Genomic DNA, 24,689 nt, shown 5'->3' with positions numbered 1-24,689 from the left:
GCAACTAGTGGGTGGTCAACCCCGCCGCCGCCATGAACATGCGCATCACCCAGGCCGCGGCCCCCAGCGCGGCTACGCTCAGCAGCCAGATCAGCACCAGCCAGCCCAGGCGTTGCAACAACGGCTTCTTCTCTTCTGCATTCATGCTGCAAGCCTCCTAGTGATAGCCGTCGTCATGGGTGACCTTGCCGCGGAACACGTAGTAGCTCCAGAACGTGTACCCCAGGATGAACGGCAGGATGAACAGCGTCCCCACCAGCATGAAGCCCTGGCTCTGCGGCGGCGCGGCAGCTTCCCAGAGGGAGATCGACGGCGGAATGATGTTCGGCCACAGGCTGATGCCCAGGCCGCTGTAGCCGAGGAAGATCAGTACCAGGGTCAACAGGAACGGCGTGTAGTGGGCATTACGCGCCACCGCGCGCAGCAGGCCGTAGAACGTCACCAGCACCAGGATCGGCACCGGCATGAACCACACCAGGTTGGGCATGCTGAACCAGCGATCGGCGATCTGCGGGTAGGCCAACGGGGTCCACAGGCTGACGACGCCGATCACCGCCAGCAGCACCAGCGCAAGGGGCCGGGCGATGTCGTGCATCTGCTTTTGCAACGGCCCTTCGGTCTTCATGATCAGCCAGGTGCAACCGAGCAAGGTGTAGGCGACGATCAGCCCCAGCCCGCAGAACAGGGCGAACGGCGTCAGCCAATCCAGTGAGCCACCCGCGAACTTGCGGTCGACCACCTTGAAGCCTTCGATAAAGGTGCCCAGCGCCACCCCCTGGAAGAAGGTCGCCACCAACGAGCCCCAGATGAACGCCTTGTCCCAGAGGTGACGTTTTTCGGCAGTGGCCTTGAAGCGGAACTCGAAGGCCACGCCGCGGAAGATCAGCCCGATCAGCATCAGGATCAGCGGCAGGTACAGCGCTTCGAGTACCACCGCGTAGGCGAGCGGGAAGGCGCCGAACAACCCTGCGCCCCCCAGCACCAGCCAGGTCTCGTTGCCGTCCCACACCGGGGCGACGGTGTTCATCATCACATCTCGGTCACGCTCGCCCTTGACGAAGGGAAAGAGCATGCCGATGCCCAGGTCGAAGCCGTCCATCACCACGTACATCATCACCCCGAAGATGATGATCACGGCCCAGATCAGCGGAAGGTCGATACCCATGGTTCAGTTCCCCTCGGCCGGGTGGCTGGTGTCGGTTTCAGGCTGCTCGTCAGCGGCGGACAACGGCCGTGCCGGTGTGCGTTTCTGCCCAGGGCCACCGGGGTTGTGCTCGTCGCCCTCGCCAGTCTTCGGCCCCTTGCGCACAAGGCGCATCATGTAGCCGAGTCCCGCACCGAACAGCGCGAAGTACACCACCACGAACATCACCAGGGTCAGCCCCAGTTGCGTGTAGCTGTGGTTGGACACCCCTTCGGAGGTGCGCATCAGCCCGTACACGATCCATGGCTGGCGCCCGATCTCGGTGGTGAACCAACCGGCGAGAATCGCGATCACCCCGGACGGCCCCATCCACAGGGCCAGGTGCAGGAATGGCCGTGAGCTGTACAAGGTGCCGCGCTTGCGCAGCCACAGGCTCCACAGTCCGGTGAAGATCATCAGCATGCCCAGCCCGACCATGATGCGGAACGTCCAGAACACGATGGTCGAATTGGGTCGGTCCTCGGGCGGAAACGCCTTGAGCGCCGGCACCTGCTTGTCCAGGCTGTGGGTCAGGATCAGGCTGCCCAGCGCGGGAATCTCAACCTTGAAGCGAGTGGTCTCGGCCTGCATGTCGGGCCAACCGAACAGGATCAGCGGCGTTGGCTCGCCCGGTACGTTCTCCCAGTGGCCTTCGATGGCGGCGATCTTCGCCGGCTGGTGCTTGAGCGTGTTGAGGCCGTGGAAGTCGCCGATCACCGCCTGGATCGGCGCAACGATCAACGCCATCCACATGGCCATCGACAGCATCTTGCGCACCGCCGGATTATCGCGCCCGCGCAACAGGTGCCAGGCCGCCGAGGCGCCGACGAAGAACGCCGTGGCGACGAACGCCGCTGTCGCCATATGGGCCAGGCGGAAGGGGAAGGACGGGTTGAAGATCACCGCCAGCCAGTCCACCGGAATCACCCGGCCATCGATGATCTCGTGGCCTTGCGGGGTGTGCATCCAGCTGTTGGAGGAGAGGATCCAGAAGGTCGAGACCAGCGTGCCGATCGCCACCATCACCGTCGAGAAGAAGTGCAGGCCACGGCCTACGCGGTTCCAGCCGAACAGCATGACGCCCAGGAAGCCCGCCTCGAGGAAGAATGCCGTCAGCACCTCGTAGGTCAGCAGCGGGCCGGTCACGGCGCCGGCGAAATCGGAGAAGCGGCTCCAGTTGGTGCCGAACTGGTAGGCCATGACCAGGCCGGAGACCACGCCCATGCCGAAGTTCACGGCGAAGATCTTCGACCAGAAGTGGTAGAGGTCACGGTAGACGTTGTGGCCGGTGCGCAGCCAAAGGCCTTCGAGCACCGCCAGGTAGCTGGCCAGGCCAATGGTGATGGCCGGGAAAATGATGTGGAACGAGATGGTAAAGGCAAACTGGATTCGGGCGAGCTCCAGGGCTTCCAAACCGAACATGATGCTTCCTCTTCAGGTGAACCGGCGTTCAGGCTTGTGGCCTTGGCGCCCACTGCCCCCACAGTCATCGAGTGCGGCGTGCTGGAATTGTTCTATTCGATCGCAGGGAATTCGGCTCATCGGCCAATCGTTGCATCTGGAACTATTGATCCAGGTCAACGCATGCTGGGAAGCATAGTCCTGAATAAACGGGCAGGTTATGTGGTTGATTGCCACGCGTGACCGGTTGCCTCACCCCCCTTAACGGCGCATGAAAAAAATGCCCGGGTGGGCAAGCAGCAACTCTTTGTTACAAACAGGTGATACTCTGCATCCCCCTCGTTTCATGCTGAGGCTCCAGGTTTGTCGATGTCCGAGTCCGCCCCGCAGTTATTGCGTCATCACCGCCCCTTCCTGGCCTTCTGGCTGGCCCGGGTATTTACCGCCAGCGGTTTCCAGATGCTCACCGTGGCCATCGGCTGGCACCTCTACCAGCTGACCGGCGATGTCCTTGACCTCGGCCTGGTGGGCCTGGTGGAGTTCGCGCCACGGGTGCTGTTCATGCTGCATACCGGCCATGTCGCCGACCGCTATGACCGGCGCCGCGTCGCTGCCCTGTGCCAGAGCCTGCAAGGGGCGATCGCACTGGTGCTGGCCTTGGGCAGCGCCACCGACAACGTCAGCCGCGAGCTGATCTTTATCCTGGCCTTCCTGCTCGGCTCCACCCGTTCGTTCGAAATGCCCGCCACCCAGGCCTTGTTGCCCAACGTGGTGCCGCCAGGGCTGTTCCCACGGGCGGTGGCGGCATCCGCCTCGGCGACGCAGGCCGCGACCATCGTCGCCCCGGCGGTCGGCGGTTTTCTTTACGCCTTCGGCAGCATTTGGGTTTATGGCCCGACGGTGTTGCTGTATGCCACCGCCTGCATCCTGATGCTGACCCTCGATGCCCGGCCACAGGCGCCGCAGACGGGCCGCGCCAGCCTGGAGTCGCTGCTGGCCGGTATCCGCTTCATCCGCAGCCGCCCGGACATCCTCGGCGCCATTTCCCTGGACCTGTTTGCCGTGCTGCTTGGCGGCGCCACCGCGCTGCTGCCGGTGTTCGCCAAGGACATCCTGCTCACCGGCGCCTGGGGCCTGGGTCTGCTGCGCTCGGCACCGGCGGTGGGGGCCTTGCTGATGTCCCTTTGGCTGGCGCGCTTCCCGGTGGAGCGCAAGGTCGGGCGCACCATGTTCACGGCGGTCGGGGTGTTCGGCGTGGCGACCATCGCCTTCGGCCTGTCCACCTCATTCTGGTTCTCGCTGGCGGTGCTGGTGGTACTGGGCGCGGCGGACATGATCAGCATGGTCATCCGCGGCGCCTTCGTGCAGCTGGAGACACCGGATGAGATGCGCGGCAGGGTGAGCGCAGTGAACGGCCTGTTCATCGGTGCCTCGAACCAGCTCGGCGAGTTCGAATCCGGGGTGACCGCGCACTGGTTTGGGACGGTGCCGGCGGTGGTGATGGGCGGTGTGGGCACGCTGGTGGTGACCGGGGTGTGGATAAAGCTGTTCCCGACCTTGGCCAATCGCGACCGCATGCACGGCGGCTAGCGGCGCTGCGCCCCCAACGGCCATATTCCCCCGCCAACCATGCTGGTATGATGCGCGGCTTTTTTCTGCCCCAGCGAAAACCACGGCATCCGGTACGGTCTGTGCTTTGCTGTTGGGGTCGAATACATTCACGGCGCCGGGGGCGCCCCAGGGAGCAGGCATGCTGGAAAGGCTGTTTCAACTAAAAGCACACAACACCAACGTGCGCACCGAGATTCTCGCGGGCGTCACCACCTTCCTGGCCATGGCCTACATTCTGTTCGTCAACCCGAGCATCCTCGGCGAGACCGGCATGGACAAGGGGGCGATCTTCGTCGCCACCTGCCTGGCCGCCGCCATCGGCTCGGTGACCATGGGCCTGATCGCCAACTACCCGATCGCCCTGGCGCCAGGCATGGGCCTGAACGCCTTCTTCACCTACACCGTGGTGCTGCACATGGGCCATACGTGGCAGGTCGCGCTGGGCGCGGTGTTCCTGTCGGCGGTGCTGTTCTTCCTGCTGTCGATCTTCCGTATCCGCGAGTGGATCGTGAACAGCATCCCGCTGCCGCTGCGCTCGGCCATCGCCGCAGGCATCGGCCTGTTCCTGGCACTGATCGCCTTGAACAATGCCGGCATCGTGGTGGACAACCCGGCCACCCTGGTGGGCCTGGGCGACCTCAAGCAACCGGCGCCGATACTCGCGACCCTGGGCTTTTTCCTGATCGTCGGCCTTGAAGCCCTGAAGGTTCGCGGCGCGGTGCTGATCGGCATCCTGCTGGTGACCCTGGCCTCGATCCTGCTCGGCGTCACACCGTTCGGCGGCATCGTCTCCATGCCGCCGTCGCTGGCCCCAACCTTCCTCCAGCTGGACATCGCCGGAGCCCTGGATGTGGGCCTGGTCAGCGTGATCTTCGCCTTCCTGTTCGTCGACCTGTTCGACAACTCCGGCACCCTGATCGCCGTGGCCAAGCGTGCCGGGCTGATGCGCAAGGACGGCCACATGCCGAAGATGGGCCGCGCGCTGATCGCCGACAGTACCGCCGCCATGGCCGGCTCGCTGCTGGGCACCTCGACCACCACCAGCTACATCGAGTCGGCTGCCGGCGTGAGTGCCGGTGGCCGCACCGGCCTGACCGCCATCGTGGTGGCCATCCTGTTCCTGCTGGCGCTGTTCTTCGCGCCGCTGGCCGGTAGCGTACCGGCCTTCGCCACCGCGCCGGCGCTGCTGTTCGTCGCCGTGCTGATGGCCTCGGGCCTGGCAGAAATAAACTGGGACGACGTCACCGAAGCGGCACCGGTAGTAGTGACCGCCCTGGCCATGCCGCTGACCTACTCGATCGCCAACGGCATCGCCTTCGGCTTCATTGCCTGGACCGCCGTGAAACTGATCTCGGGCCGTCGCCACGAGCTGAACCCGGCGCTGGTCATCCTCTCCATCCTGTTCGTCATCAAGCTGGGCTGGTTAAACGCATGAGTGCTGTCTTCGACCCCTCCACCTACACCGCCCAGCTCGACGCCAAGGCCGCGCGCCTGCGCGAGCTGCTGGCGCCTTTCGGGGCGCCGGAACCTGCCGTGTTCGACTCGCCGCGCGAGCACTACCGTCTGCGCGCGGAGTTCCGCCTGTGGCGCGAGGACGGCCAGCGTCACTACGCGATGTTCGCGCCGGGCGAGAAGCACAAGGCGATCCTGATCGACGACTTCCCCATCGCCAGCCAGCGCATCAATGCCCTGATGCCGCGCCTGAAGGCCGCCTGGCAAGCCAGTGAGGAGCTGGGCAACCGCCTGTTCCAGGTGGAGTTCCTCACCACCCTGGCCGGTGATGCGATGGTTACCCTGTGCTATCACCGCCCGCTGGACGAAGCCTGGGAAGCCGCCGCACAACAATTGGCGGCGGACCTCGACGTCAGTGTGATCGGCCGCTCCAAAGGCAAGCGCCTGGTGGTTGGCCGCGACTACGCCGTAGAGCAGCTCACCCTCGCTGGGCGTACCTTCAGCTACCGCCAACCGGAAGGCGCCTTCACCCAGCCCAACGGCGCGGTTAACCAAAAGATGCTCGGCTGGGCATTGGAGGCCATGGGCGAGCGCAGCGACGACCTGCTGGAGCTGTACTGTGGCAACGGCAACTTCACCCTGCCGCTGGCCACCCGCGCGCGCCAGGTGTTGGCTACGGAAATCAGCAAGACCTCGGTCAACGCCGCACTGCATAACCTGGATGAAAACGGCATCGACAACGTGCGCCTGGTGCGCCTGTCGGCCGAGGAACTGACCCAGGCGCTGAACGAAGTACGCCCGTTCCGCCGTCTGGAAGGCATCGACCTGAAGCGCTATGACTTCGGCACCGTGTTCGTCGACCCGCCACGCGCCGGCATGGACCCGGACACCTGCGAACTCGCCCGGCGCTTCGAGCGCATCCTGTACATCTCCTGCAACCCGCAAACCCTGGCGCAGAATATCGCCCAGCTGCACGACACCCACCGTATCGAGCGCTGCGCGCTGTTCGACCAGTTCCCCTACACCCACCACATGGAAAGCGGTGTACTACTGGTACGGCGCTGAACCAGCCCTGGCGGGGCCGCAATGGTCCCGCAATCAGCGACATCCCACATTCCGCACAGAATAGTCCTACATGTAACCCATGGAGAGGTTGCCTAGCCTTCGTCACTCACTTGCCTGGCGAAGGAGCCACACCATGAAACGACTGTCTGCGATCGCAACCGCCCTCACCCTCAGCGCCGCTGCGGGCATGGCCCACGCAGGGGCTGATGCCTTGATCTCCATTCCTGACGTCAGTGAATCGAAATGGCAAGAGGTCGAAGGCACCCAGGGTGCGGTCAGCTATGCCAATGTCGAGGGCGACCTGTTCGGCAAAGGCCCTTACTCTGCGTTCGTGAAGTTCGCCAAAGGCACCGACAATGGCCTGCACAGCCACAGTCAGGCGCTGCCTACCGTGGTGCTCAGGGGCACCTTCTATGCAGTGATCGACGGCAAGCGTGTCGAGTACCCGGCGGGTTCCTACTACCAATTGCCGGCCAACCTCGTGCATGAAAGCGGCTGCACGGCAGCGGCAGATTGCCTGCTGTTCCAATACCAGGCCGACGCCTTCGACCTGGTGCCGACCAAAGGCTGACCGGTACGCGCCGGGCCACTTCGCGAAAGGATCGCAAACGTGTCCGCCATGGGCGAAACAAGAGGGCCATGTAAGCGATTGTGACCAGGGTGAGCTACGCTTCTGTCTGCTCGCCCCCCCCACAATCGGAGTTCCCATATGGACTGGCGAAAAGGCCGACGCAGCGACAACGTGGTCGACGCCCGCGGTGGAGGCGGAGGCGGCGGCATGCGTTTCGGTGGCGGCAAGGGCCTGGGCCTCGGCGCCATCCTGCTGATCGTCGGTATCGGCTGGCTTACCGGCCAGGACCCATTGCAGATCCTCGGCCAGCTCGCCGGCCAGATGGAGCAGCAACAGCAAGTACCGAGCGGCGCGGGCGGCAAGGCGCCACCGGCCAATGACGAACAGGCCGCGTTCGTCGCCTCGATCCTCGGCGACACCGAAGATACCTGGAGCGCCCTGTTCGCCCAGGCCGGGCGGCAGTACCGCGAGCCCAAGCTGGTGCTGTTCAGCGGCCAGGTCAGTTCCGCCTGCGGCTTCGCCTCTTCTGCCGTCGGCCCCTTCTACTGCCCAGGTGACCAACGGGTGTACCTGGACATGTCGTTCTTCCGCGAGATGGAAACCCGCTTCGCCGCCGCTGGCGACTTCGCCCAGGCCTACGTGATCGCTCATGAGATCGGCCATCACGTGCAGACCCTGCTCGGCGTCTCGGCAAAGGTCGACGCCGCCAGGCGCAATGGCCAACGCCTGGAAGGCGACAACGGCCTGCTGGTGCGCCAGGAGCTGCAAGCCGATTGCCTCGCCGGGGTCTGGGCCTACCAGGCACAGAAACGCCTGAACTGGTTGGAGCCGGGCGATGTGGAGGAGGCTCTGACCGCGGCCAACGCCATCGGCGACGACCGCCTGCAACAGAAGGCCCAGGGCCGCGTGGTGCCGGACTCCTTCACCCACGGCACCTCGGCCCAACGGGTGCGCTGGTTCAAGACCGGCTTTGCCAACGGTGATGTGAACCGTTGCGATACCTTCGCTGCGAGCAGCCTCTAGGGTTTGTACAGAAAATCGCCGAGCGGCGAGCCTGCTTCACTGCTGCAGGATCGTCGTGCTGGCATTTTTTTACAGCCCAGTTCGAAACAAGACCGCTCGGTCACTAACCTTGCAACTCGTCAGAAAACAACCCGACACGTTTCAGCTCCGACAATAACTGCCGATAACCCGGTGCATTTGTCTGCGGGACCCACAAGAACAACGCCCAGCGATGTGAGATCAAGCGAGCGAAGTCATTTTTCTGGAGAGCGTGCATGAACAGCTGGTTCGCCAACATCAGCGTCAACCTTAAACTCGGGCTGGGATTCGGCCTGGTACTGCTTCTGACCGGCCTGCTGGCCCTGACCGGCTGGAACAGCCTGGGCAGCCTTATCAACCGCAGCAACTGGATGAGTGACATCACCCAGCTCAACCTCGAACTGACCAACCTGCGGGTGGCACGCCTGCAATACATGCTGGCCAACGGTGACGACACCGCGGCGGCCAACACGCTGACCAAGCTCGAGGCCTTCAGCGCCCAGCAGAAACACCTGCTGACCACCTTCAAGAGCCCGGAAAACGTCAAGCTGCTGGGCGAATTGAGTACCATCATCGACCAATACCGGGTGTCGCTGGACAAGATGCGCCAAGGCTACAAGACCAGCCTGGCAGCCCGTGAGGCAATGAACGTTACCGCGCAGAAAGCCAGCGAGGCGATCGACGCCATCTCGGCCGACGTGCTCGCCCGTGGCGATGCGGACAGCCGCCTGGCGCAGTACCTGGTCATCAGCAAGGTCAAGCAGCAACTGGCCCAGGTACGTGTGGACGTGCGCGGCTACATCGCCGAGCAGAACACCAACGCCGAACAGGCTGCCATGCGCCAGTTCGACGCGGCACTGGCCGAGGTCGAAACGCTCAAACGCCAACTGCCCGATGACGCCGCGCGCCTGCAGCAGCTCGACACCGCGCTGCTGAGCTATCGCAGTGCCCTGGGCCAGTTCCGCGACGCTACCAGCACCATCGCCGTGGCCCGCCAGGAAATGACCGTGCAAGGCAACACCATCGTCAAGATCAGCGACGATCTCTACAAGATCCAGCTTGAACGCCGTGATGCGGAAAGTGCCCAGGCCCGCAGCCTGCAACTCTTTGCCACCGCCCTGGCGCTGCTGTTCGGCGTACTGGCAGCCTGGGTCATCACCCGCCAGATCACCCGCCCACTGCGTGAAACCCTCGATGTGGTGGAGAAGATCGCTGGCGGCGACCTCACCCAGGACCTGCGCGTCACCCGCCGCGATGAACTGGGCGTGTTGCAGCAAGGCATCGCACGCATGGGTACAACCCTGCGCGACCTGATCAGCGGCATCCGCGACGGCGTCACGCAGATCGCCAGCGCTGCCGAGGAGCTCTCGGCGGTCACCCAACAGACCAGTTCCGGCGCCAACAGCCAGAAGGCCGAGACCGACCAGGTGGCCACCGCCATGCATGAAATGGCCGCCACCGTGCAGGAAGTGGCACGCAATGCCGAGCATGCCTCGCATGCCGCCAACACCGCCGACGGCCAGGCCCGCGAAGGCGACCGCGTCGTGGGCGAAGCGATCGGCCAGATCGAACGCCTGGCCGCCGAAGTGCAGCGTTCGACCGAGGCGATGAACCTGCTGCAGCAGGAAAGCCAGAAGATCGGCAGCGTCATGGATGTGATCAAGTCGGTGGCCGAGCAGACCAACCTGCTGGCGCTGAACGCCGCCATCGAAGCGGCCCGCGCCGGCGAGGCCGGGCGCGGCTTCGCGGTAGTCGCCGACGAAGTCCGCGGGCTGGCCCAGCGTACGCAAAAGTCCACCGAGGAAATCGAAGGCCTTGTGGCCAGCCTGCAAAGCGGTACCCAGCAGGTGGCCAACGCCATGCTCGGCAGCCAGAGCCTGACCGACAGCAGCGTGGCCTTGGCGCGCAAGGCCGGCGAGTCGTTGGGCAGCATCACCAGCACGGTGTCGAACATCCAGTCGATGAACCAGCAGATCGCCGCTGCCGCCGAGCAGCAGAGCGCCGTGGCCGAGGAAATCAGCCGCAGCATCCTCAGCGTGCGCGATGTGTCCGAGCAGACCGCTGCGGCCAGCGATGAGACCGCGGCCTCCAGTGTTGAGCTGGCACGTCTGGGTGGGCATTTGCAGACCTTGGTCAGCCACTTCCGCGTCTGACCCTGTTGCGGAGAATGGCACCGGCTCTGCCGGTGTTCGCGGGCAAGCCCGCTCCTACGGAAAATGCGCTGCATCTGTAGGAGCGGGCTTGCCTGCGACCAGGCCCTGATTGACACCCCAAAGGCAACTGCCCAAACCACACGCCCTGCAACTTTAGTAACAAAATCCCTGCTCGATTCGTTTCAGCTGGCGCGAACCCTGCCGATACCCCTTGCAGGCAATGGAAGGCCCCACGACAAAAACACCGGCGGGAGTACTTTCATGAGCAACTGGTTCGCCAACATCAGCGTCAAACGAAAACTCACCCTGGGCTTCGGCCTGGTCCTGCTGTTGACCGGCATGCTGGCCCTGACCGGCTGGAACAGCGTCGGCAGCCTGATCAACCGCAGCAACCACATGGCTGCGATCACCCAGTTCAACGACCACCTCAACGACCTCACCACCGCACGCCTGCAATACATGCTCACCGACGGTGACGAAGCCGCCGCCAGCAACGTACAGGCCAAGCTGGACGCCTTCAGCGGTGAGCAGAAAGCGTTGCTGACGATCCTCACGCAACCCGAGAACCTCGCGGTGCTGCGCGAGCAGATGCGCTACACCGAGCTTTACCAGGCCTCGCTGAACAAGATGCGCCAAGGCTACCAGGCCACTTTCGCGGCCTACGCGGCAATGAACGCTGCCGCCAACACCGCCACCGATGAACTCGACAACATCGCCAACCACGTGCTGGGCAGCGCAATGCGCGACAGCAACCGGCTGGAACAGTACCAACTGGTGGTCAGGCCCCTGCGCCAGCTGGCCCAGGCACGCCTGGACGTGCAGCGCTACACCGTCGAACTGACCAGCGCCACCGAGCAGGCCGCCATGCAGCAGCTCGACCGCATCACGCCACGCATCGAGGCCCTGAAACGCCAGTTACCTGAACAGTCGGCGCGCACCCAGGCGTTCGAGAGCGCCATGCAGAACTTCCGCCAATCGCTGGCCAACCTGCGCGAGGCCCGCGCCTTGGTCGCCGTGGCCCGCCAGGAAATGATCGACGAACAGACCGAGATCACCCAGCGCAACGACCAGCTGTACCAGTTCCAGCTTGCCGAACGTGACAGCGAGAGCGCTCAGGCTCGCTCACTGCAAATCATCGCCACCATCCTGGCTTTGCTGTTCGGTGTGTTGGCGGCCTTGCTCATCACCCGCCAGATCACCCGCCCACTGCGCGAAACCCTCGAGGTGGTGGAGAAGATCGCCAGCGGCGACCTCACCCAGGGCCTGCGCGTTACCCGCCGCGACGAAATGGGCACCTTGCAGCAAGGTATCGCCCACATGGGCACCACCCTGCGTGAGCTCATCAGCGGTATCCGCGACGGCGTCTCGCAGATCGCCAGCGCTGCCGAAGAACTGTCCAGCGTGACCGAGAAGACCAGCGCCGGCGCCAATACCCAGAAAGTCGAGACCGATCAGGTGGCTACCGCCATGCATGAAATGGCCGCCACCGTGCAGGAAGTGGCGCGCAATGCCGAGCAAGCATCGCACGCGGCCACTGTCGCCGACGGCGAGGCTCGCGCCGGCGACCGCGTGGTGGGCGAGGCGATCGGCCAGATCGAGCGCCTGGCAGGCGAAGTGCACCGCTCCACCGAGGCGATGACCCTGTTGCAACAGGAAAGCCAGAAGATCGGCAGCGTCATGGACGTGATCAAGTCGGTGGCCGAGCAGACCAACCTGCTGGCGTTGAACGCCGCCATCGAGGCGGCCCGTGCCGGTGAAGCGGGCCGCGGCTTTGCGGTGGTCGCCGACGAGGTACGCGGGCTGGCCCAGCGTACGCAGAAGTCCACCGAGGAAATCGAAGAACTGGTGGCACGCCTGCAAAGCGGCACCCAGCAGGTGGCCAGCGTGATGCTAGGCAGCCAGGGCCTGACCGACAGCAGCGTGGCCTTGGCACGCAAGGCCGGTGAGTCACTGGGCAGCATCACCCGCACGGTGTCGAACATTCAGTCGATGAACCAGCAGATCGCTGCCGCCGCCGAGCAGCAGAGCGCGGTGGCCGAGGAGATCAGCCGCGGGGTGATCAATGTGCGCGATATTTCCGAGCAGACCGCCGCGGCCAGCGACCAGACCGCAGCGTCAAGCGGGGAGTTGGCGCGCCTGGGCGGACAGTTGCAGGCGCTGGTCAGCCGGTTCCGCGTCTGAGCCTGAAAATATTGCGGTGTATGGCCAGGGCTTCGCCCTGGTTCGCGGGTAAACCCGCTCCCACAGGTACCCCACTGAATTCAAGAACAGTGGGGTACCTGTGGGAGCGGGTTTACCCGCGAACACCGGCAAAGCCGGTGCCATACCCAGCAGAACTACCAGTGATTACTTAACGACCATCCCCACCCCACGCCCACGCGGGTCGGACGCCGTCTCCACCTTCTCACCGGTCACGCGAATCGCCTGGATATCGCCCATCTCCCAGCCCTGGTCCTCCAGCACATAGCCCATCTTCTTCAGCTCATCGGCCACAGGCCCGGTCAATGGCGCGTAGCTGTCGTAATAGATCGTGTCCTTGGGCAGCAACTGATGATGCACACGCTGCGCCGCCACGGCTTTGTCCAGCGGCATGCCGAAGTCGTACAGGTTGTTGATGACCTGGAAGATCGAGGTGAAGATCCGTGAGCCGCCCGGCGTCCCCACCACCAGCACCACCTTGCCATCGCGGGTCATCAGGCTCGGGCTCATCGACGACAGCATGCGCTTGCCCGGCGCGATGGCGTTGGCATCGCCACCGACCACACCAAAGGCATTGGCCGCACCCGGCTTGGCGCTGAAGTCGTCCATTTCGTCGTTGAGCAAGAAGCCTGCGCCCTTGACCACCACGCCACTGCCGTAGTCAAGGTTGAGGGTGTAGGTGTTGCTCACCGCGTTGCCTTGCTTGTCGATGATCGAGAAGTGCGTGGTCTGGTGCGGCTCCAGCCCCGGCCTGACCTTGTCGGTTTCGGAAATGGCGTTTGGGTTGACCTGGGCGGCGCGCATGGCCAGGTAATCCTGGGCTACCAGCTTGTCGACCGGCACCTGGGTGAAGGCGGGGTCACCCAGGTAGTCGGCACGGTCGGCGAACACACGCTTCTCGATTTCGGCCAGCAGGTGGATGTACTTGGCAGAGTTGTGCGTCACGCCCTTGAAGTCGTCCGCGCGGTTTTCCTTGATGCCCAGCAGCTGGGTCAGGGCCACCCCGCCAGAGCTGGGCGGCGGTGCGGTGTAGACCACGTTGCCGCGCCAGTCGATGGCGATCGGGTCGCGCCACACGGCCTTGTAGTCCTTGAGATCTTCCTTGCTGATCAGGCCCTTGTCGGCCTGCATCTGCGCCACCAGCAGGTCGGCGGTCTTGCCTTGATAGAACTCGCTCACGCCCTTGTCGGCGATGCGTTCCAGGGTCTGCGCCAGCTCCGGCTGCTTGAACAGCTCGCCGACTTTCATGGCGCCGAAATAGTCGTTGAAGTTGGTGGCGGTCTTGAACAGGCCCTGGGCGTCGTCGCGGTACTGGTACTGCTTCTGCGCCACCTTGAAGCCGTTGTGCGCATAGCCGATGGCCGGGGTCAGCAGCTCGCTCCACTTGAGCTTGCCGAACTTCTGGTGCGCCTCCCACAGCCCCATCACCGTGCCCGGCACCCCGGCCGCGCGGGCGCCGACCAGGCTGAGGTTCTCGATCACCTCGCCCTTGTCGTCCAGGTACATGGTCTTGGTCGCCGCTTTCGGCGCCACTTCGCGGTAGTCGAGGAAATACGGCTTGCCGTCGACGAACAGGGTCATGAAACCGCCACCGCCGATATTGCCGGCCTCGGGGTAGGTCACTGCCAAGGTGAAGGCGGTGGCGACTGCGGCGTCCACCGCATTGCCCCCCTTCTTCAGGATTTCGGCGGCGACCTGTGCGCCATATTGATCGGGCGCAGCCACTGCGCCACCTTCAAGGGTGACGGCCACTGCCTGCGAAGCGCTCAGGATAGAGGCCGCCAGGGCCGCAGACTGGAACATGACGATACGCATGGACACTTCCTTGGTGTTGTTTTTGTTGAGCACCCATTAAGGACGATGGGTTACGACAACGCAAACCAAGCGAAGAAGTTACGACGTAATTTGTAGGTCCTGTCGCACACAGACAACTCAATAGGCGTACATCGACAGCTTGCGCTGGATGAAGTCGAGGAAGCACTGGATGCGCAACGCCAACTGCGTGTTGCGGTAGTACACCGCGTGAATCGGCTGGCGATAGCCATTGTGGGCATCACCCAGCACGACCTGCAGACGTCCGGTGCGGATATCTTCGTGGGTCATGAAGTGCGACAGGCTGACGATGCCCTCCCCTGCCAGGGCGAGCTGGCGCAGGGTTTCGCCACTGGACGCGGTCAAGGCCGGACGAATCGTCCAGCGGTCGCCATGGGCGTGGCGCAACGGCCATTGGTTGAGCGACTCCACCGCGCTGAAGCCAAGCAGCGTATGTTCGGCAAGCGCCTCTACTCTTTCCGGCACGCCGTGACGCGCCAGGTACTCGGGGCTTGCCAGCACCTGCACCGGGCTGCACCCCAGGTGGCGGGCGTGCAGGCTGGAATCGGCCAGCTCGCCGATGCGGATGGCCACGTCGGTGCTTTGTTCGAGCAGGTCGATGATCAGATCGTCGGTGTTCAGCTCCAGCTCGATCTGCGGGTACTGCTCACGGAATTCACCGATCCATGGCAGGATGGCATGCAGCATGAACGGCGCAGCAGCGTTGATGCGCAGGCGCCCGGAAGGGGTCTGGCGGTTCATCGACAGGCGCTCTTCCATGTCGTCCATCTGTTCGAGCACCGCCCGGGCGCGCTCGAGGAAGAAACGGCCTTCCTCGGTGAGGTCCATGCGCCGCGTGGTGCGGTTGACCAGCGTGGTCCCCAGCTTGCCCTCCAGGCGTGACAGCGTGCGGCTGACGGCAGATGGGGTCTGGCCCATCTGCTCGGCAGCGGCGGAGATCGAGCCGCAATCGATCACGGCGACGAATACCTGGAGTTCCTCGGATCGGGTTTTCACGCGGGGTGGCCTTGGCGGGTCGGGTTTGCTGATGGTAGCCGGATCACTCGGCCTTGCCGAACACTTCGCTCAGGTGCGCTTCATAGGCGGCCACGGTGGCCGGCACGTCCGGGCGCTTCATTACATCCACGGCCAGGAAGGTCGGCAGGCCAGTCATGCCGAGGAACTGGTTGGCCTTGTGGAACGGGAAGTACACCGCGTCCACGCCCTTGCCTTCGAAGAAGTCGGTGGGGTCGTCGAACGCCTGCTGCGGCGCATTCCAGGTGGCCGAGATCATGTACTGCTTGCCATGGATCAAGCCCCCGCTGCCGTACTTCTGCGAAGCGTCCGAGCGGGTACGGCCATCGTTGGCGTAGAGGCTGCCGTGGCCGGCGGTGAACACTTCGTCCAGGTACTGCTTGACGGTGTAGGGAGCACCCATCCACCAGCCGGGCATCTGGTAGATCACCACGTCTGCCCACAGGTATTTCTGCACTTCTTCCTGCACGTCGTAGCCGCCATCGATAAAGGTTTGCTTTACATCGAAACCGGCGCGGTCAAGGTGCGCGACAGCGGCGTCATGCAGGGTGGCGTTCAGGCGGCCGTCGGAGTGAGCGAACTGTTTACCACCGTTGATCAGGAGAATCTTTTTCATGGGAAGCCTCATAAGTGAGCTGCCGGTCCGTAGACCAAGCCAAAGGGAATGGCGGCAGGTTAAGCACTGGTGAGCGATTGAAAAAGCATGGGACAAGCAAATGACCTTTGCGCTTTAAGCACGAATATGACGGCAATTATTGCAAAGGGATTACTGCAACCTAACCGGCGAGCAGCAGATGCCCGCCAAGCAGCGCCAGGCCAACAAAGAAGCAGCGCTTGAACACCACCGCGCTGATGCGCTGGCGCAGCCACTGGCCGAAGAACATGCCAAGCAGCGCAGGCGCCAGCATCAACAGCGAGGCGCCCAGGGACTGCCCGCCGAGTGCCCCCTGCCCTGCCAGGCCTAGCGCCAAGGCGAGCGTCGAGACGGTGAACGACAAGCCCAACGCCTGGACCATCTCGTCGCGGCTCAACCCCAGGCTTTGCAAGTAAGGCACGGCGGGCATCACGAACACCCCGGTGGCCGCCGTGACCAGGCCGGTCAGCAACCCGCAAAGCGGGCCAAGCCACCATTCCCGGCGAGCTGCCACGCGCAGAGCGGGCCCGGCCAGGCCATACAGGGCATACACCAACAGCGCGCCACCCAGCGCATGAACGGCCCAGGGGCCGCTGTCGATACCCAGCCAGACGCTACCCAGCAACGTACCCATGAAGATCATCGCCAGCATGCCCACCAGGCGCCGCAGCAGCGCCCGCAGGTGCCCGCCCGCAGACAATTGCCAGAGGTTGGTCAGGGTTGAAGGAATGATCAGCAGGGCCGCAGCCTGCGCCGGAGGTAGAGCCAGGCCCAGCAAGCCCATGGCAATGGTCGGCAAGCCCAGGCCGATCACGCCCTTTACCGCACCCGCCAGCAAGAAGGTAAAGACAACCAGCAATGAAAGGGCCGGCCCGAGGTTCTGATACATCGCGACAAAGGTATCCATGGCGTCATCCTGCGCCAGGCGCGACGCGATGAAAATCTGCCATATACTCACCCAGACTCTTGCCAGGACAGAGGCTGATGCATTTCGACCTGACCGACCTGACCTTGTTCCGCCACACCCTCGAGTGCGGCAACATCACGGCAGGCGCGCGCCGCAGCCACCTGTCGCTGCCTGCTGCCAGCGCACGTATCCGAGCAATGGAAGCCTCGCTGGGCATCGCACTGCTGGAGCGCAACCGCCGCGGGGTACAAGCCACACCTGCCGGGCAGGCCCTGCTGCAACACGCACGGCTGATTGGTCAGCAGGTCGAGCGCCTGCAATTCGACCTTGCGCAATATGCCCAAGGCCAGCACGGCCAGGTGCGCCTGCTGTGCAATACCGCCGCGCTTACCGAATACCTGCCGGAGCTGCTGGCCGGCTACCTGTCCGCGCACCCGGCGGTCAGCGTTGACGTGCAGGAACTGCCGAGCTTGCGCATCGTGCAGTCGGTGACCCAGGGCATGGCCGACCTGGGCATCATTTCCAGCGCGGCGCCTAGCGAGCATCTGCAGGTACGGCCGTTTCGCAACGACCCGCTGGTGCTGGTGATGCCCGCCAATCATGCGCTGGCCACGCAGCCGGCGCCGAGCTTCGGCGACAGCCTTGGCCATGGCTATGTCGGCCTTGGCGCCGATAGCGCGCTGGCCTTGCACCTCGAGGAGCAGGCGCTGCGCCTGGGGCGCCGGATGCAGGTGCGGGTGCGGGCCGAGGGGTTCGATGGGGTGATTCGCATGGTGGCCGGTGGTGCGGGGGTGGGCGTGGTGCCGCTGGCCTCGGTGCGGCGCTGGGAGGGAGTGCTGGCGTTGCGCTGGGTGGCGCTGGAGGAAGATTGGGCGCGGCGCAGGCTGCACGTGTGCGCCAGGGATTTTGCAGCGTTGCCGGGGTATGCGGCGGCGTTGGTCGAGTGGCTGGGCTCGGACTAGCGCGCAGGCAGTACCGGCCTCTTCGCGCGCAAGCCCGCTCTACAGGGATCCTATCGCCCCCTGCGGGAGCGGGCTTGCCCGCGAAGAGGCCGGGGCTGCCGCCCTATCAGAACAGCTTGATCGTATAGCTCAGGATCAACCGGTTCTCATCGATATCGGTCCGGTAGTTGGACCGCGCGATAACGTTGCGGATGCGCACCCCAACCCCCTCCAACGGCCCGCTTTGCACCACGTAGGCCAGGTCCAGGTCACGCTCCCAGTCACGCCCCTCGAAGCCAAGACCGGTGTCCACGTCACGCCCCTTCACATAGCGCACGGTCGAGGTCAGCCCGGGAATGCCCAGCACCACGAAGTTGTAGTCATGGCGCACCTGCCACGAGCGTTCGCCGGGTGCAGCGAACTCGTAGGTCGGCAGTGTGTTGCCCATCGGGTTGGTGTTGGCGCCGACCTGGATGAAGCCATCGTCGCCACCGATCTGCTGGTAGCCCACGTAGAACGTATGCCCGCCATGCTTGGCCGAGAACAGGCTGTAGAAGGCATTGTTGTCGTAGTCACCGGCAATCTTGCGGCCATCCTCCTTGGCATCGAAGTAGCCGGTATTCACCCCTAGCGTCCACTTGCCCACAGGCTCGGCGTGCTTGAGGTTGTAGAAGCGCTGCTGGTAGATGTCCTCCAGCTGCGCCTGCCACACCGCCACGCTGGTGCGGTTGCTGTTGAACGCATACTCGGCGCCCGCGTAATTGAAGCGGTCGCTGGTGAAACGCGCCAGGCGATTCGGGTTGATCGGGTCGTTGACCAGCGCGTACATGTCCTGGCCGTTCGACGAGTCACGCAACCGCGTGGAGCGGAACTGACCGGCGTTCAGCGTCAACCCTGGCAGTTCGCGAGACTCGATCATCGCGCCCTGGTAGGTGGGCGGCAGCAGGCGCAGGTCGCTGAAGGTCAGCACCGGCAGATTGGGCATCAGCTCGCCCACCTTCAGTTCGGTCTTCGACACCTTGAACTTGACCGCACCGCCCAAGCGGCTGTACTCGTCTGCCGACTCGCCATCGGCGTGGGTCGGCAACAGCCCAGACCTGGCGCGGTCTCGGCTGCTGTCGAGCTTGATGCCGAGCAGGCCGATGACATCCACCCCCACGCCGACCGGGCCTTGGGTGTAGCCGGAGCTGGCATTGAGGATGAAGCCCTGGGCCCACTCCTCGGTCCGGGACTGGGTACTGCCGCCACGGATGTCCGAATAATCGCGGCTGAAGTAGTAGTTACGCGCCTGCAAGGTAGCGCGGGCACCTTCGATGAAACCCGCCTCCTCGGCCTTGGCCTCGCCGCACAAGGCGGCGACACAGCCGCTGGCCAGGCACGCGACCGAGTTGAAACGCTGTTGAGTCTGCACATTCATGACACTGCTCCTGAAATTCGGGCAACAGCGATCCGTCGCGGGGGCCTTGGGCCATCCACGGGGCGGATTGCAGTTGAAGAGTGATCGCAAAGCGGGCTCAGGGCCCGCCAAAGCTGCCGTTGCGAAAAGCCGGTCGCGCGCTTAGCGGTTGACCAGCTTGGCCGGCAATGCAATCACCAGGAAGCAGCTGAGAATCAGGCAGCCTGCGAACGCCCAGAGCGCCGCATGGGAGGTGCCGGTCAGGTCGGTGACGATACCCATCAGCGAGTTGCTCACCAGGCCCGCGATGTTGGCCAGCGAGCAGGCCAGGGCGAAACCAGTGGCCGCGGCGGTGCCTTTGAGAAAGGTCGCCGGCAGGCTGAAGAACACCGGCACCGCGCCGATGATGGCCGCCGAGGCGATGGCGAACAGGGTCACGGTCATCACCAGGTTCTGGCTGAACAAGGTGCTCGAGGCCATGGCGATGGCGCCGATGATAAACGGCACGATGATGTGCCAGCGGCGCTCGCGGTGACGGTCGGAACTGGCGCCGATCATCAGCATGCCGGCCAGCGCGGCCAGGCTCGGAACGGCGGTGAGCAAGCCAATATGGAAGGTGTCGCTGACCCCCGCGTCGCGAATGAAGGTCGGCATCCAGAAGCCCATGGCGTAGGCGCTGAGCAGGATCGAGAAGTCGATGCCACCGAGCATCCACACCTTCAGGTTGAAGAAGCCATCGCGGAAGCTGTGCTTGCTACCCTTGCCCTCGGCGTCATCGGCGGCCAGGTCGCTGGCCAACTGCGCCTTCTCGCCATCGTACAGCCACTTGGCTTCCTGGAAACGGTTGGGCAATGCCCAGAAGGTCAGGATGCCCAGCAGCACGCTGGGGATGGCCTCCAGCAGGAACAGCCACTGCCAGCCGTGCAGGCCGCTGACCTGGTCGAAGTGGCTCATGATCCAGCCGGAGATCGGCCCGCCGATCACGCTCGACAGCGGCAGCCCGATCATGAACAGGGCAATGATGCGCCCCCGTCGGTAGGTGGGGTACCACATGGTCAGGTAGTACAGCACGCCCGGCAGGAAGCCCGCCTCGGCGGCGCCCAGCAAGAAGCGCAGGATGTAGAACTGAGTCGTGCTGGTGACGAACATGGTGCAGGCCGACAGCAGGCCCCAGGTGATCATGATGCGGGCGATCCAGATCTTCGCACCGACGCGCTCCAGGATCAGGTTGCTCGGCACCTCGAAGATGATGTAGCCGACGAAGAACAGCCCGGCCCCCAGGCCGTAGGCGGCGGTACTGAACTGCAAGTCCTCGAGCATCTGCAACTTGGCGAAGCCGACGTTGATGCGGTCCAGATAAGCGGCGAGGTAGCAGAAGCACAGGAAGGGGATGAGCCTCCATGTGACCTTGCGGTAAAGCGCTTGAGTGCCATGGTCGGTATCGCTGTGGACCGTGGTTGCATTCGCAATTGGCATTGTGTGTCTCCTGGCGGCGACTTTGTGGTTGTTTTTAGGCCAGCAGTTTCCGACGCTCCGGGAGCGCCATGAACTACAGGCGGCTTTCCAGGGCAGCGTCACAAGACCCCGAGTGCTCCTGCGGGGTGGTTCCGCCCCGAACCGCGGGCGGTATTGGGAACGGGCTTCCCGCGCCGTTCCTCGATAGTTATGGGTACGACAGGTGGCAGGCTCAGTCGGCCAGGCGCACCAGGTGTTGCATGGCTTCCTGCCGGCTGACGACATCGCCATACTTGCTGTCGATGTCGAACAGATTGGCTTCGTGCGGGGCCGGGTGTCGGTCGCCCACGCACTCACGCACTACGATGGTCCGGAACCCATGCTGCACGGCATCCACCGCGCTGGCACGAATGCAGCCGCTGGTGGAACAGCCGGCCAGCACCACGGTATCCACACCCTGGGCATGCAGCAGCGAGGCCAGGCTGGTGCCGAAGAACGCACTGGCGTACTGCTTGCTGATGACCGTCTCCTCGGCACGTGGCGCCACTTCGGCACAGAACGCCGCCAGCGGGTTGCCTTCGACCATGTCCTTCATGACCGGCGCCTTGCGTACCCATACGCCGCCATCGGCGAAATGCCCGGGCTGGTAGCGAATGTTGGTGTGCACCACCAGGGTACCGCTTTCGCGGGCTTGTGCCAGCAGGCCGGCAGCCTGTTCGACGGCCGTCACCACGCCCTCGGCGTACAACGGCGCACCGGGGGTGGTGTAGCCCTGCATGAAGTCGATCATCAGCAAGGCGGGCTTGTTGCCGAAGCCGATGCGCTGGCCCCATACGCCCTGGTAGTTGTCGCTGGCGCTCTGTGCGTCGCTCATGTTCGCCTCCGCTTTCAGTACGCGCCCGACAGCAGGGCACCGGCACCGGGGACTACCGGTTCCAGGTCCAGTGCCTTGAGCATGGCGTAGGTGGTGGCGATGGCAGCGGTGACGACGGGCTTGCCGGTCAGTGCCTCTACCTTGGCGACCGCTGGCAGCGACTGCATCTGTACGCAGGCCGACAGCACGATCACATCGACACCTTCGAGGTTCATGCCGGCGACGATACCGGGCAGGTTGGCCGGGTCGTGGCGGGCCACGGCGAGGTTGTCGGGAATTTCCAGGGCGCGCCAGTCCTGCACCTCGAAGCCTTCCTCGCGGATGTAGTTGACCACAAGCTCGGTCAGCGGCTTCATGTACGGCGCGACGATGGCGATGCGCTTGGCCTTCATCACGTGCAGCGCTTGGACCAGGGCACCGGCGCTGGTGATCACTGGGGCCAGGGCGTCATTGTCGGCGGTGGCCTTCTGCAGGCGCTTCTCCGACTGGCGGTGGTAGCCCAGCCCCATGGCCATGATCGCCACCAGGCAGGCGTAGCCGAGCACGTCGACCTTGGCGTCGGACAGCTCCACCGCGCAACGGTCGGACTCGGCGTCCATCGCCGCCAGCTCTTCCTTCTTCACTTGCTTCATGCGCATGCGCGCAGAGTGGAAGGTGAAGCGCTCGGGGCGAATGGCCTGGCGTGCGGTGAGCATCGCCGGGATCTCGGTTTCCATGGTGGTGTTCGAGCTCGGCACGATCTGGCCGATACGGTACAGCTTGGTCATGTTGCGCTCCTTCAAACGATGGGTTGGCCGAGGAAATCACCGAACGCGGCGAAGAACCCTTCAAGGTCATCCCAGGGAATCATGTGGCCAGCGGCGTCGACAGGGACCACCTGGATATCCGGCTTCAGTTCGCGGATCTCGGCCACGTCCTGGGCCTGGATCACCCCTCCGCGCCCGGCCACCATCAGCAATGCCGGCTGGCTTACGGCAGGCAGGTACTGGTGGATGTCCACCGTGTGGAAGTCCTCGAAGGCCCGCACGATCGCTGGCTCGTAGCAGGTGTGCAGCCACTCGGCGCGCAGTTGCAGCTGCTCGTCGCTCCAGGTCGCGCAGAAGGCGCGCATGTCGTCGCCAGTCATGCCGAGGGTGGCCTGGCGGATCGAGTCGACGTACCACGGCAGCTTGCTCGGGTACTCGCGTCGGCCCGGACCGGATACCGGCGGGTCGACCAGCACCAGGCGTTTCAGGCCCGGAGCGCCTTGGGCGGCAGCGCGAATGGCGAAGCGCGCCCCCATCGAGTGGCCGACCAGGTGATAGCTCTCCAGGCCTAGGGCCTGGGCGAACGCCGGGAGGTCTGCGGCGCAGGCATCTGTGCCGTAGTCCAGCTCAGGGCCGCTGGACGACAGGCCACGGCCACGGACGTCCAGCACATAGGTGTCGAAGTGGCGGCCCAGGCGCTCGGCGACGAAGCCCCAGGTGATCGCCGGGCTGGTGATGCCCGGCACCAGGATCAACGCCGTGCCTTTGCCGCCATAGCGCAGGTAGTGCTGGCGAATGCCGTTGGCGTTGACGTTGCCACCCTCGACGAAGGTGCTCATGCCGCCTCCCCGCTTTTCAGTTCCTGGCCGTACAGGTCGTAACCGTAGACCCAGGCCGGGTCTTCCTGGGTGTAGAGGAAGGTGTTGGCGTTGGATACCGCCTGCACCCGCGAAGCGCGTTCCTTGCGGTTGGCCTCATAGAGCGCGAAGGCGGTGCGGTGGTCGGACAGCCCGACTTCCTGCAGGCAGCGGGTGAGCATGGCGGCATCTTCGATGGCCATGCATGCGCCCTGGGCCATGTGTGGCTTCATCGGGTGGCAGGCGTCGCCCAGCAGCACCAGGCGGCCACGGCTCCACAGCGGCAGCGGGTTGCGGTTGCGCAGCGGCCACTTGGTGATGGACTCGGTGGCGCGGATCAGCTTCTGCACAGTGGGGTGGTAGCCCTCGAAGGCTGCCAGCATTTCTTCCTGGTTGCTGTCCACGTAGGGGCCCTGGAAGTCCCAGGCCTCATGGGGCACGCCGGTGACGAAGTAGTACTCGTCGCGCTTGCCAGTGGTGTAGTAGACCATCATGTGGCGATCGTCGGTCCACCACTTCACGCAGTCCTCGAACACGTCGGCATGCTGCCTGAGCTGCTCGCCGCGAATCAGTGCTCGGTGGGCGACCCAACCACTGTAGATCGGCGCTTCGACGCCCAGCAGCTCTTCGCGGATCTTCGAATGGATGCCATCGGCGCCGATGACGATATCAGCCACGGTGTGGGTGCCGTCGGCGAAGTCCAGGCGCACCTGGTCGCCCTCGTCGACGATTTTTTCCAGGCGCTTGCCGAAGTGCACGGTGCCCGGCTTGATCGCTTCGATCTGCAAGGCGTGCAGGTCGCCCCGGTGGATGGTGATGTACGAGGCACCGTACTCGCGGCGGGCGAACTCGCCCAGTGGGATGCGCGACAGGTAGTCGCCCGTCTTGCCGTCGCGGCTGAACCAGAAGTCCGGGTGCGAGCTCATCAGCTCAAGCTTCTGCTCCAGGCCCATGCGCCGGAAGATCTTCATCACGTTCGGGCCGATGTGAATGCCAGCACCCAGCCGGGTGAACTCCGGCGCCTGTTCGAACACTTCGACCTCGAAGCCTGCCTGCTGCAACAACGTAGCGGCGGCCGCGCCACCCAGCCCTGCACCGACGATCGCGATTTTCTGCCTACCCCGCATGGGTGTGTCTCCTGTTGTTCTGAAAGATCGCAAGCGGGGATCCCGCTCGACGTTTTTCTAGTGTATGCACTGTATTTTTTTAAAGTGAAGATCCCCGAGCAAGATATTTTCAAACAACTGATTGAAGTCGACGAACGGCTTATCGTTACCGTAATAACTAGGAAATGTGTGGATAGGTAACGTTTACAGACGGTGCTTGCGCTTCCTCAAAAGATGCGCTTTTATTTTG

The 24,689-nt window shown here is 64.2% G+C and carries 21 protein-coding genes and 2 pseudogenes; 10 read left to right on the top strand and 13 right to left on the bottom strand.

Annotated elements, in window-relative coordinates:
- Positions 1–4 precede the first annotated feature (4 nt).
- Genes RAC97_RS21420 through RAC97_RS21410 form a run of 3 tightly spaced genes read right to left on the bottom strand, consistent with a single transcriptional unit; the run spans position 5 to position 2,605 of the window.
- Positions 5–145, bottom strand: a complete 141-nt coding sequence (locus RAC97_RS21420; RefSeq protein WP_375101596.1) for a DUF2474 domain-containing protein — start codon at positions 143–145, stop codon at positions 5–7.
- 12 nt (positions 146–157) lie between these two features.
- On the bottom strand, positions 158–1,165 hold the full coding sequence (gene cydB / locus RAC97_RS21415) for a cytochrome d ubiquinol oxidase subunit II (RefSeq protein WP_375101597.1): 1,008 nt from the start codon (positions 1,163–1,165) through the stop codon (positions 158–160).
- Positions 1,166–1,168: 3 nt separating this feature from the next.
- Entirely contained in the window at positions 1,169–2,605 is a 1,437-nt protein-coding gene (locus tag RAC97_RS21410; protein ID WP_375101598.1) for a cytochrome ubiquinol oxidase subunit I, read from the bottom strand.
- A gap of 348 nt (positions 2,606–2,953) precedes the next feature.
- On the opposite strand from RAC97_RS21410, the gene RAC97_RS21405 reads away from it, so the two are divergent.
- The 9 genes and pseudogenes from RAC97_RS21405 to RAC97_RS21365 all read left to right on the top strand — a co-directional run bounded on the left by RAC97_RS21405 (position 2,954) and on the right by RAC97_RS21365 (position 12,658).
- On the top strand, positions 2,954–4,174 hold the full coding sequence (locus tag RAC97_RS21405) for an MFS transporter (protein ID WP_375101599.1): 1,221 nt from the start codon (positions 2,954–2,956) through the stop codon (positions 4,172–4,174).
- Between the two features lie 160 nt (positions 4,175–4,334).
- On the top strand, positions 4,335–5,630 hold the full coding sequence (locus tag RAC97_RS21400) for an NCS2 family permease (protein WP_375101600.1): 1,296 nt from the start codon (positions 4,335–4,337) through the stop codon (positions 5,628–5,630).
- Positions 5,627–6,712, top strand: coding sequence for a tRNA (uridine(54)-C5)-methyltransferase TrmA (gene trmA / locus RAC97_RS21395; protein ID WP_375101601.1), 1,086 nt, complete (start codon positions 5,627–5,629; stop codon positions 6,710–6,712). Before RAC97_RS21400 ends, trmA begins: the two co-directional genes overlap by 4 nt.
- A 187-nt stretch (positions 6,713–6,899) precedes the next feature.
- Entirely contained in the window at positions 6,900–7,283 is a 384-nt protein-coding gene (locus RAC97_RS21390) for a cupin domain-containing protein (protein WP_375101629.1), read from the top strand.
- 138 nt (positions 7,284–7,421) lie between these two features.
- Positions 7,422–8,306 carry a neutral zinc metallopeptidase gene (locus tag RAC97_RS21385; RefSeq protein WP_375101602.1) on the top strand — a complete coding sequence of 295 codons (885 nt, stop codon included), beginning with the start codon at positions 7,422–7,424 and terminating at the stop codon, positions 8,304–8,306.
- 389 nt (positions 8,307–8,695) lie between these two features.
- A pseudogene (locus tag RAC97_RS21380) lies at positions 8,696–9,574 on the top strand (methyl-accepting chemotaxis protein); the annotation flags it as partial.
- Between the two features lie 39 nt (positions 9,575–9,613).
- On the top strand, positions 9,614–10,477 hold the full coding sequence (locus RAC97_RS21375) for a methyl-accepting chemotaxis protein (RefSeq protein ID WP_379671506.1): 864 nt from the start codon (positions 9,614–9,616) through the stop codon (positions 10,475–10,477).
- Between the two features lie 63 nt (positions 10,478–10,540).
- Positions 10,541–11,803 (top strand): annotated as a pseudogene (locus RAC97_RS21370) (methyl-accepting chemotaxis protein); the annotation flags it as partial.
- Entirely contained in the window at positions 11,795–12,658 is an 864-nt protein-coding gene (locus tag RAC97_RS21365) for a methyl-accepting chemotaxis protein (protein WP_375101631.1), read from the top strand. The pseudogene RAC97_RS21370 and the gene RAC97_RS21365, both read left to right, overlap by 9 nt.
- 165 nt (positions 12,659–12,823) lie before the next feature.
- Here RAC97_RS21365 and ggt read toward each other — a convergent pair whose 3' ends face one another.
- The 4 genes from ggt to RAC97_RS21345 all read right to left on the bottom strand — a co-directional run bounded on the left by ggt (position 12,824) and on the right by RAC97_RS21345 (position 17,064).
- Positions 12,824–14,491, bottom strand: coding sequence for a gamma-glutamyltransferase (gene ggt, locus RAC97_RS21360; protein ID WP_375101603.1), 1,668 nt, complete (start codon positions 14,489–14,491; stop codon positions 12,824–12,826).
- A 117-nt stretch (positions 14,492–14,608) separates the two neighbouring features.
- A complete protein-coding gene (locus tag RAC97_RS21355; protein ID WP_375101604.1) occupies positions 14,609–15,505 on the bottom strand; it encodes a LysR family transcriptional regulator in 897 nt (298 codons plus the stop codon).
- Positions 15,506–15,548: 43 nt separating this feature from the next.
- Positions 15,549–16,139 (bottom strand): NAD(P)H-dependent oxidoreductase, encoded by a 591-nt coding sequence (locus tag RAC97_RS21350; protein WP_375101605.1) that lies wholly within the window; start codon positions 16,137–16,139, stop codon positions 15,549–15,551.
- A gap of 160 nt (positions 16,140–16,299) precedes the next feature.
- Positions 16,300–17,064: a sulfite exporter TauE/SafE family protein gene (locus RAC97_RS21345; protein ID WP_375101606.1), complete on the bottom strand. Its 765-nt coding sequence runs from the start codon at positions 17,062–17,064 to the stop codon at positions 16,300–16,302.
- 77 nt (positions 17,065–17,141) lie between these two features.
- Here RAC97_RS21345 and RAC97_RS21340 point away from each other — a divergent pair, with 77 nt between their 5' ends.
- Complete coding sequence (locus RAC97_RS21340; protein WP_375101607.1) at positions 17,142–18,026, top strand: LysR family transcriptional regulator; 885 nt, start codon at positions 17,142–17,144, stop codon at positions 18,024–18,026.
- Positions 18,027–18,132: 106 nt separating this feature from the next.
- Here the strand turns inward: RAC97_RS21340 and RAC97_RS21335 are convergent, their stop codons facing one another.
- The 6 genes from RAC97_RS21335 to RAC97_RS21310 form a co-directional block, all read right to left on the bottom strand.
- Positions 18,133–19,422, bottom strand: a complete 1,290-nt coding sequence (locus tag RAC97_RS21335; RefSeq protein ID WP_375101608.1) for an OprD family porin — start codon at positions 19,420–19,422, stop codon at positions 18,133–18,135.
- A gap of 141 nt (positions 19,423–19,563) precedes the next feature.
- Positions 19,564–20,877, bottom strand: a complete 1,314-nt coding sequence (locus RAC97_RS21330) for an MFS transporter (RefSeq protein ID WP_375101609.1) — start codon at positions 20,875–20,877, stop codon at positions 19,564–19,566.
- A gap of 211 nt (positions 20,878–21,088) precedes the next feature.
- Positions 21,089–21,730 carry an N-carbamoylsarcosine amidohydrolase gene (locus tag RAC97_RS21325; protein WP_375101610.1) on the bottom strand — a complete coding sequence of 214 codons (642 nt, stop codon included), beginning with the start codon at positions 21,728–21,730 and terminating at the stop codon, positions 21,089–21,091.
- 14 nt (positions 21,731–21,744) lie between these two features.
- The gene (locus tag RAC97_RS21320; protein WP_375101611.1) at positions 21,745–22,497 is read right to left on the bottom strand and encodes an Asp/Glu racemase; all 753 of its coding nucleotides are present in this window, start codon (positions 22,495–22,497) and stop codon (positions 21,745–21,747) included.
- A gap of 11 nt (positions 22,498–22,508) precedes the next feature.
- Positions 22,509–23,315, bottom strand: coding sequence for an N-formylmaleamate deformylase (nicD, locus tag RAC97_RS21315; RefSeq protein ID WP_375101612.1), 807 nt, complete (start codon positions 23,313–23,315; stop codon positions 22,509–22,511).
- Positions 23,312–24,460, bottom strand: a complete 1,149-nt coding sequence (locus RAC97_RS21310) for an FAD-dependent monooxygenase (protein ID WP_375101613.1) — start codon at positions 24,458–24,460, stop codon at positions 23,312–23,314. The genes nicD and RAC97_RS21310 overlap by 4 nt, the downstream gene beginning before the upstream one ends.
- Positions 24,461–24,689 lie beyond the last annotated feature (229 nt).

It is taken from the genome of Pseudomonas sp. LS_2 (assembly GCF_042709235.1).
Classification (GTDB): Bacteria; Pseudomonadota; Gammaproteobacteria; order Pseudomonadales; family Pseudomonadaceae; genus Aquipseudomonas.
Note: the sequence above shows the minus strand (reverse complement) of the source record. Positions and strands in the feature narration are given on the sequence as shown.